We start from the raw sequence: 5,771 nt of genomic DNA on the forward strand, positions 1-5,771 counted from the left end.
CAGAAAGGAGTAATATGAAGTACAAAGCTAAGTTAATTAGTAAAGACTATGACGGAAGTATTTACATATATAGAGATTATGAAATACAAAGTTATAAAGATAGGTTTAGTGGTGGTTGGAATATAAGAGAGCAAGGGGAAACTATTCCTTTTGAGTCAACCAACACCCTTAGAGATGCCAAATTTATGGTAGATGAAATTATTAAATATAACCAAGGAGGTGCTTAATGACTAAAATAAACTACGCATACGGTGCGCAACTAAAGAAAGAAGAAAACGGTAACATGATTTACGAGGTTATACTAGCCAGGAGAGATAAACCAGGTTACCTGGTAGATAACACACTTCCAACAGGTACAAAAAAAATAATAGAGGAAGTATGTAGAAATCTTAATAACATGAACTTCATTAGTGAAGAAGAGGCAATGGATATAATATTGAGCAGTATCGGTGCGCAAATGAGAAAGGAGGATGCTTAGTGACAAACGATATAAAAGTAATGTTAAAAGATGCAATGAAAGTAGATGAGTTAGTAATTCAATTAAATGAGGTTGATAAAGAATGTGGATTTCATGATGGTTCATTTGAAGGTATGTTAGGTTACTACACTAAAGATATTATTATAGCTGAAGCCAAGAACAGGTTGGATATGGCTAATGAAAATTTAGGTTTAGATAGTATGTTTGGTATGTCCCCAGAAGATGATATGTATTCAATACACATGAAAGAGAAAAGACAGTTAGAAAGATTTATAAAGAAATGGAAAAATAAGGAGAATGCTTAATGAAACCATTAGTAAACAAAAATACACTAAAAGCTTTTATAAGAAAGAATAGGGATCAACTATACATATCAACTAGAAGTAAATTTAACGGTATGGTTGACGGTTGTGAGCCTTGTACCGATAAAAGTTTTAGGGTAGCAAAAGAAACTACCAGAGATTTAAGATACACACTAGGTATAGAAGGTGCTTACTTTACTACTAGGGACTATATAACAAAGTATGAGGACAATGACTTTATCGGTTACAACATTAGTAACTGTTGTGGTTATTTTATCTTAACAATCAAAAAACAAAAGGAGGTAGCTTAATGACAACAGTTAAAAAAGAAAACCAAGACCTAAAAAAATACATTAAGAAAGACTATACAACAATCAAAAATCTTAGATTACAAATTATAGAATTAGAAAAACTAATAGATTTTAAAGATAAAAAATATTGGAGATATGTTTATACAGCTGAAGAAAATATAAAAAGACTAGAAAACATGATAGTAGAAAACAAAAACAATAACAAAGGAGGTGCTTAATGACAAACTTACAAGTAGCAAACACAATAAGAAATCAAATTAATAAACAAATCCTATGGTGTGCTGGAGCAAATAAATTTACTGCGATAGAACAAGGATTATATTTTAATATAAGAAATACAAGTAAATATAAATTTGCTCATGTTTATATTAAATTAAACGCATCTGATACTTACGATATTACAATCAAAAACAATAGATTAAATACAGTAAATGAAGTTAACGGAATTTATTGTGATGAACTTTCTTACACTCTAGACGGAATGTGGGAATCAAAAGAATATTTAAAACAATTACAAGAGGATAGTGCTTAATGAACGTAACGCAACAAGATATTCAGCAGATAGCCAGCGCCATTTATAAGACTGGTGCTGGTGGTCAAGTTACTGATTATATGTATGACCTTACTTTTAAAGATGGAAGAGTAGGAGAGGTTGCAGACTATATAGAAAACAACATGGGAGATTTTTTATCTGGATATGATAGGGGATCAGGTATTGGCAAAATAATAATTAAAATAGCTGATGCAGTTTTTAAATTACAAGAGGAGAATGCATAATGAAACAATCAGAATATATTAATGCAATTGCTAGAGCAAGAAATAGAATGGATAACAAAAATACTTTTTTTGTAAAGCAATTACAAGATGAAATATTAGAACTAAAAAGAAAAGAAAAGTTTTGGGTTAAAAAATATTTTAATCTTAAAAAACAGGAGTCATATCTTGGTTAGAAATAAAGCTGGCAAACCACACAAGGGACGATACGTTGCATACTACAGAGTTAGTACCAACAAACAGTCCCTTGGATTGGATGCACAAAAGGTAGCAGTCGAACAGCACTTGAACGGTGGCGACTGGAACATGGAAGCAGAGTTCACAGAAAAAGAGTCTGGACGTAAGACCGATAGGCATAGACCAGAATTGCGTAAAGCTTTGGACTATTGCCAGGCTCGAAACTGCACTCTTATTATTGCCAGGCTGGATAGATTAGCCAGGAACGTTTCTTTTTTAACCAAGATGATGGATAGCAATGTAAATTTTATAGCTTGTGATATTCCTCAGTTTGATAATCCAGCTACTAATAAAATGATGCTTACTTTAATGATGACTATAGCTGAACATGAAGCTAGTCGTATTAGAGATAATACTAAAAAGGCATTAGCTGTTAGAAAACAACAAATAAAAGATGATGGTTTTTTTATTAAGACGGATCTGTTAGGTAATCAACATAAAGTGACAAAGCTTGGTAGTCCTAATGCTAGTATAGGATCACAGATCGGTACAAAAGCAATCCAGGATAAAAGCAACCAAGAGGCTGATAGGATTTGTAAAGAAATTATTAAGATAAAAAAACTAGGCAATACTTCATTACGAGAGATAGCCAAAGAATTACAGGCTAGGGGAGTTAGACCAATCAGGGGTACTATGTGGATCGGTGTAGATGCAGATGGTAAATCAGTTAATAAGATGTCGAGTTTACGAAACATAATGATACGAGGAGGTATATATGGATCAAACAGTTAAAGATAAAGTACTAACACAATATGCATCAACGGTAGCACAGTTAGAGATTGGACCTATTAATTATACTAATAATGATATTTTGACTAACGATAAACACATACCAACGTTATATGGTGGTGATATAAAATTAAGAGATAAACACAAAAGATTAGTAAACTATATGGGTAGCACTATGGTTCGATTTGTAATTAGTCGCACTATTATTTCAGATTATTATGCCAAAAATTTGTGCATATTATCTTCATTAGAACAGCGAACATGTTTTACAAGAAATGCTATTTCTCAAGTTATAAAAACTTCGGTTGCAGAAGGTTGGGTATTTAAAAAAGTAAATCCTATGAACAACAAGGAAACACTTATTTTACCAACCAGTATACGAATTAAACTATGGGAGGTTTATGCTTTAGCTAGATTCTTTGCGCATGATAAATCAGACATACAAAAATCGCATAATTTGTTAAAAGCATTACACCTATAATAATGCAACTCATGCGCAATTAATGGTTATTTACATAAATAAACAAAACAAATATATTAATAGATAGGAGGACGTATGGATAAGAAACAAATACAGAATAGAGATTTTTATAAAAATACAGGACTGTATTCAAAAACGGCAAACAGGATTACGATACCAATGGAATATTTATCACACGTTAAAACAGCACAGTTTGTCTTCCAACAATTATCAGAAGCTTTAAACGGTATTATGAAAGATCGTGTTGCTGGATATAGAAAAGTAGCTAGTGCTAGAATGGAAATTTATAAAGCACATAGAGCCTTAATTGAAACGGCTGATGAATCCTGGAATAATAAATATAAGGACGGTAAAAAAGTAAAAGGTCCTTTAATTGATTATAAAAATGTACGTTAAAACGTTTGGATAGTAGAATAGATTATGAACACAATTAGAAGACAACTAGAAACTAGCAGAAAGCCTTTAACACTAGGCTATATATGGTGTATTAAAAAATAGGAGAAGTATAGATGGCATTACGAGTTCGCATAACATATATTACGATAAGAGAGGTTTTAGTTCAGACACTAGTCAGTCTGTTTAGAAAATTAAGACTGTTAAGAAATACCATAGCTTATGATTATATAGAACAAACATTCATATTACTAGTATTAATTGCTGGAAGTATAAGCGCATTATTTTGGGTTCATTATATAATGGAAACAATGGAGAAGTGGTCATGGTAGGTAAGTTAACAGACGATACTAAATTATCATGTAGCCAGCTTGCACCGTTTGTAGGTGCTAAAGATCCATTTAAAACCAGGAACAGTGTTTTAAAAGGTTGCATTGATGCAATGAGTAAAGATTACAGAAGAAGCGAACCAGAACCATTTACTGCTATGCATTGGGGGAATACGTTTGAGAATGAAATACTCTTAGCTTGTGCATCTAAATTAAAAATTAAAGCTGATATTGATATAGATAAAAAAGTAGTTCATAAAACTTTGCCATTGCAAGGATCTCCAGATGGTGTTGGATACGGTAAAAATTCTACTGTACGTAATGAACCTGAGAAGGGGATCTATACTCCAGATGGTGCTGTAATATTAGATGGTCCAGGTATACTTGAAGCTAAGTTAACTTCGGCTAGACCTTCTGATCTTCCAGCTATGTTTAGAGGTGTAGTCCAGGCTCAAGGTCTTATGATGTGTACTGGATATAAATGGTGTGCAATACCTACACTATATGGAGGAATAAATTTAAGAATATATGTATATCAAGAGGACACAGAAATGCAAAAACAAATATCAAATGCCTGTGTCGATTTTAATTACAGATTAAAAACTTTTGAGATAGAAGGGGTTACTGATTGGTATGATGTTGAAGATCCTTTTGATGGTAGTAATACTTATATAGAAGATTTTGGTTTACCACCTGTGAAGTTAGTTAATACTGATAAAGAAATAATAAGTAAATATCTTGATGCTTGTGCATTAATTAAATCTGGTCAAAAAATAAAGGATGAATGTACTGCATATTTTATGTCTATTATTGGTAATCATTCTACAGCAGAAGGACAAGGGTATAGAGTTGAATGGAAAACTAATCCAGCTAAGAAAGGGTATTTTGTAAATGCTAGAGAATCTTCTCGATCCAAGTCTATTAAAGTAAAAGAGATTTAACGTGGGTACCTTTGATGATGCCTGGAGAAATGCTAGTAAACCTGACTGTTTCTACTGTGGTAAAAAAGCAGAAATACATGAAAACGGCAGAAACTATTGTGGCAGATGTTATAGAGAATTTGTAATGGAGCCAGACGAAAAAAATAATTATGGAAAGGATAAAATATAATGGAAGAAAAAAAAATACCCTCATCTTTTTTTACACCGAAACAAAAAAAAGTATGGGATTTTATAAAAGATTATTTTGAGGATATGGAATACCCACCAACGTATGCTGAAATACAAGAGTTTATGAAATTTAAAAGTGTTAGCCAGGTACACCATATAGTTAATCAATTAAAAATAAAAGGGTATGTTACAAATGTTCCAGGCATTGCTAGAAGTATATATGCGAAAGATCCTAACAGTAATATAGTTAGGTCTAAATAGAATTTATACTAGAAATTTTACAAGGATATATATAGAAAATAATATAAATGCGCCACCGAAAACAATTGCTGTTATTATTGATATACCTTGTATTAATTCTTTTCTTTTTTTTTCGGCTTGTTGTTTTATTCTTAAAGCTTTAGCCTTTGCTTCTTTTTTTCTTCTTAATCTTTCTTGTTTGATTTCATTATATGTGCCAGGACCAAATGATAAATTTAGAAGGTTGGATAGTTCCATTTCTTCCCTATGTGCGATCTTTCTATCAATTATTTCTTGTGCTACTGTGTCAATTCCTAGCTGACCTTTTAGTCCTAGACTATCATTTTTTTTTGCTTTCTTATCTATCTCTTCTTTTGCACTAAAGAAA

Annotated in this window: 15 protein-coding genes; 14 read left to right on the forward strand and 1 reads right to left on the reverse strand. The window is 31.9% G+C overall.

Going from position 1 to position 5,771, the window contains the following annotated elements; translation table 11 throughout:
• From Q0L44_RS04675 to Q0L44_RS04740, 14 genes are all read left to right on the forward strand, one after another.
• A partial coding sequence (locus Q0L44_RS04675; RefSeq protein ID WP_296635935.1) for a hypothetical protein occupies nucleotides 1-227 on the forward strand: 227 nt, incomplete at its 5' end.
• Entirely contained in the window at nucleotides 227-478 is a 252-nt protein-coding gene (locus Q0L44_RS04680) for a hypothetical protein (RefSeq protein WP_296635938.1), read from the forward strand. The genes Q0L44_RS04675 and Q0L44_RS04680, both read left to right, overlap by 1 nt.
• A complete protein-coding gene (locus Q0L44_RS04685) occupies nucleotides 478-783 on the forward strand; it encodes a hypothetical protein (protein WP_296635940.1) in 306 nt (101 codons plus the stop codon). The genes Q0L44_RS04680 and Q0L44_RS04685 overlap by 1 nt, the downstream gene beginning before the upstream one ends.
• A 92-nt stretch (nucleotides 784-875) precedes the next feature.
• Nucleotides 876-1,091: a hypothetical protein gene (locus Q0L44_RS04690; protein WP_296635942.1), complete on the forward strand. Its 216-nt coding sequence runs from the start codon at nucleotides 876-878 to the stop codon at nucleotides 1,089-1,091.
• Nucleotides 1,091-1,309 (forward strand): hypothetical protein, encoded by a 219-nt coding sequence (locus Q0L44_RS04695; RefSeq protein ID WP_296635944.1) that lies wholly within the window; start codon nucleotides 1,091-1,093, stop codon nucleotides 1,307-1,309. Before Q0L44_RS04690 ends, Q0L44_RS04695 begins: the two co-directional genes overlap by 1 nt.
• Nucleotides 1,309-1,623: a hypothetical protein gene (locus Q0L44_RS04700; protein ID WP_296635946.1), complete on the forward strand. Its 315-nt coding sequence runs from the start codon at nucleotides 1,309-1,311 to the stop codon at nucleotides 1,621-1,623. Before Q0L44_RS04695 ends, Q0L44_RS04700 begins: the two co-directional genes overlap by 1 nt.
• Complete coding sequence (locus tag Q0L44_RS04705; RefSeq protein ID WP_296635952.1) at nucleotides 1,623-1,868, forward strand: hypothetical protein; 246 nt, start codon at nucleotides 1,623-1,625, stop codon at nucleotides 1,866-1,868. Before Q0L44_RS04700 ends, Q0L44_RS04705 begins: the two co-directional genes overlap by 1 nt.
• A complete protein-coding gene (locus Q0L44_RS04710; protein WP_296635954.1) occupies nucleotides 1,868-2,041 on the forward strand; it encodes a hypothetical protein in 174 nt (57 codons plus the stop codon). Before Q0L44_RS04705 ends, Q0L44_RS04710 begins: the two co-directional genes overlap by 1 nt.
• Nucleotides 2,034-2,834, forward strand: a complete 801-nt coding sequence (locus Q0L44_RS04715; protein ID WP_296635958.1) for a recombinase family protein — start codon at nucleotides 2,034-2,036, stop codon at nucleotides 2,832-2,834. The genes Q0L44_RS04710 and Q0L44_RS04715 overlap by 8 nt, the downstream gene beginning before the upstream one ends.
• On the forward strand, nucleotides 2,818-3,312 hold the full coding sequence (locus tag Q0L44_RS04720) for a hypothetical protein (protein ID WP_296635960.1): 495 nt from the start codon (nucleotides 2,818-2,820) through the stop codon (nucleotides 3,310-3,312). The genes Q0L44_RS04715 and Q0L44_RS04720 overlap by 17 nt, the downstream gene beginning before the upstream one ends.
• Nucleotides 3,313-3,387: 75 nt before the next feature.
• Nucleotides 3,388-3,708, forward strand: coding sequence for a hypothetical protein (locus Q0L44_RS04725; protein WP_296635963.1), 321 nt, complete (start codon nucleotides 3,388-3,390; stop codon nucleotides 3,706-3,708).
• Nucleotides 3,709-3,991: 283 nt separating this feature from the next.
• A complete protein-coding gene (locus tag Q0L44_RS04730) occupies nucleotides 3,992-4,975 on the forward strand; it encodes a hypothetical protein (RefSeq protein WP_296635966.1) in 984 nt (327 codons plus the stop codon).
• A 1-nt stretch (nucleotide 4,976) separates the two neighbouring features.
• A complete protein-coding gene (locus Q0L44_RS04735; RefSeq protein ID WP_296635968.1) occupies nucleotides 4,977-5,144 on the forward strand; it encodes a hypothetical protein in 168 nt (55 codons plus the stop codon).
• Nucleotides 5,144-5,404, forward strand: a complete 261-nt coding sequence (locus tag Q0L44_RS04740) for a hypothetical protein (RefSeq protein WP_296635971.1) — start codon at nucleotides 5,144-5,146, stop codon at nucleotides 5,402-5,404. The genes Q0L44_RS04735 and Q0L44_RS04740 overlap by 1 nt, the downstream gene beginning before the upstream one ends.
• A 3-nt stretch (nucleotides 5,405-5,407) precedes the next feature.
• On the opposite strand, the gene Q0L44_RS04745 is transcribed toward Q0L44_RS04740, so the two are convergent.
• A partial coding sequence (locus Q0L44_RS04745) for a hypothetical protein (protein WP_296635975.1) occupies nucleotides 5,408-5,771 on the reverse strand: 364 nt, incomplete at its 5' end.

It is taken from the genome of Polaribacter sp., from assembly GCF_024639685.1.
Classification (GTDB): Bacteria; Bacteroidota; Bacteroidia; order Flavobacteriales; family Flavobacteriaceae; genus Polaribacter.

Excerpts from the sequence above, each read along its gene's own strand:
- Q0L44_RS04680 (WP_296635938.1), top strand. The coding sequence starts at position 227 with ATGACTAAAATAAACTACGCATACGGTGCGCAACTAAAGAAAGAAGAA.
- Q0L44_RS04690 (WP_296635942.1), top strand. The coding sequence starts at position 876 with ATGGTTGACGGTTGTGAGCCTTGTACCGATAAAAGTTTTAGGGTAGCA.
- Q0L44_RS04695 (WP_296635944.1), top strand. The coding sequence starts at position 1,091 with ATGACAACAGTTAAAAAAGAAAACCAAGACCTAAAAAAATACATTAAG.
- Q0L44_RS04700 (WP_296635946.1), top strand. The coding sequence starts at position 1,309 with ATGACAAACTTACAAGTAGCAAACACAATAAGAAATCAAATTAATAAA.
- Q0L44_RS04705 (WP_296635952.1), top strand. The coding sequence starts at position 1,623 with ATGAACGTAACGCAACAAGATATTCAGCAGATAGCCAGCGCCATTTAT.
- Q0L44_RS04710 (WP_296635954.1), top strand. The coding sequence starts at position 1,868 with ATGAAACAATCAGAATATATTAATGCAATTGCTAGAGCAAGAAATAGA.
- Q0L44_RS04720 (WP_296635960.1), top strand. The coding sequence starts at position 2,818 with ATGGATCAAACAGTTAAAGATAAAGTACTAACACAATATGCATCAACG.
- Q0L44_RS04725 (WP_296635963.1), top strand. The coding sequence starts at position 3,388 with ATGGATAAGAAACAAATACAGAATAGAGATTTTTATAAAAATACAGGA.
- Q0L44_RS04740 (WP_296635971.1), top strand. The coding sequence starts at position 5,144 with ATGGAAGAAAAAAAAATACCCTCATCTTTTTTTACACCGAAACAAAAA.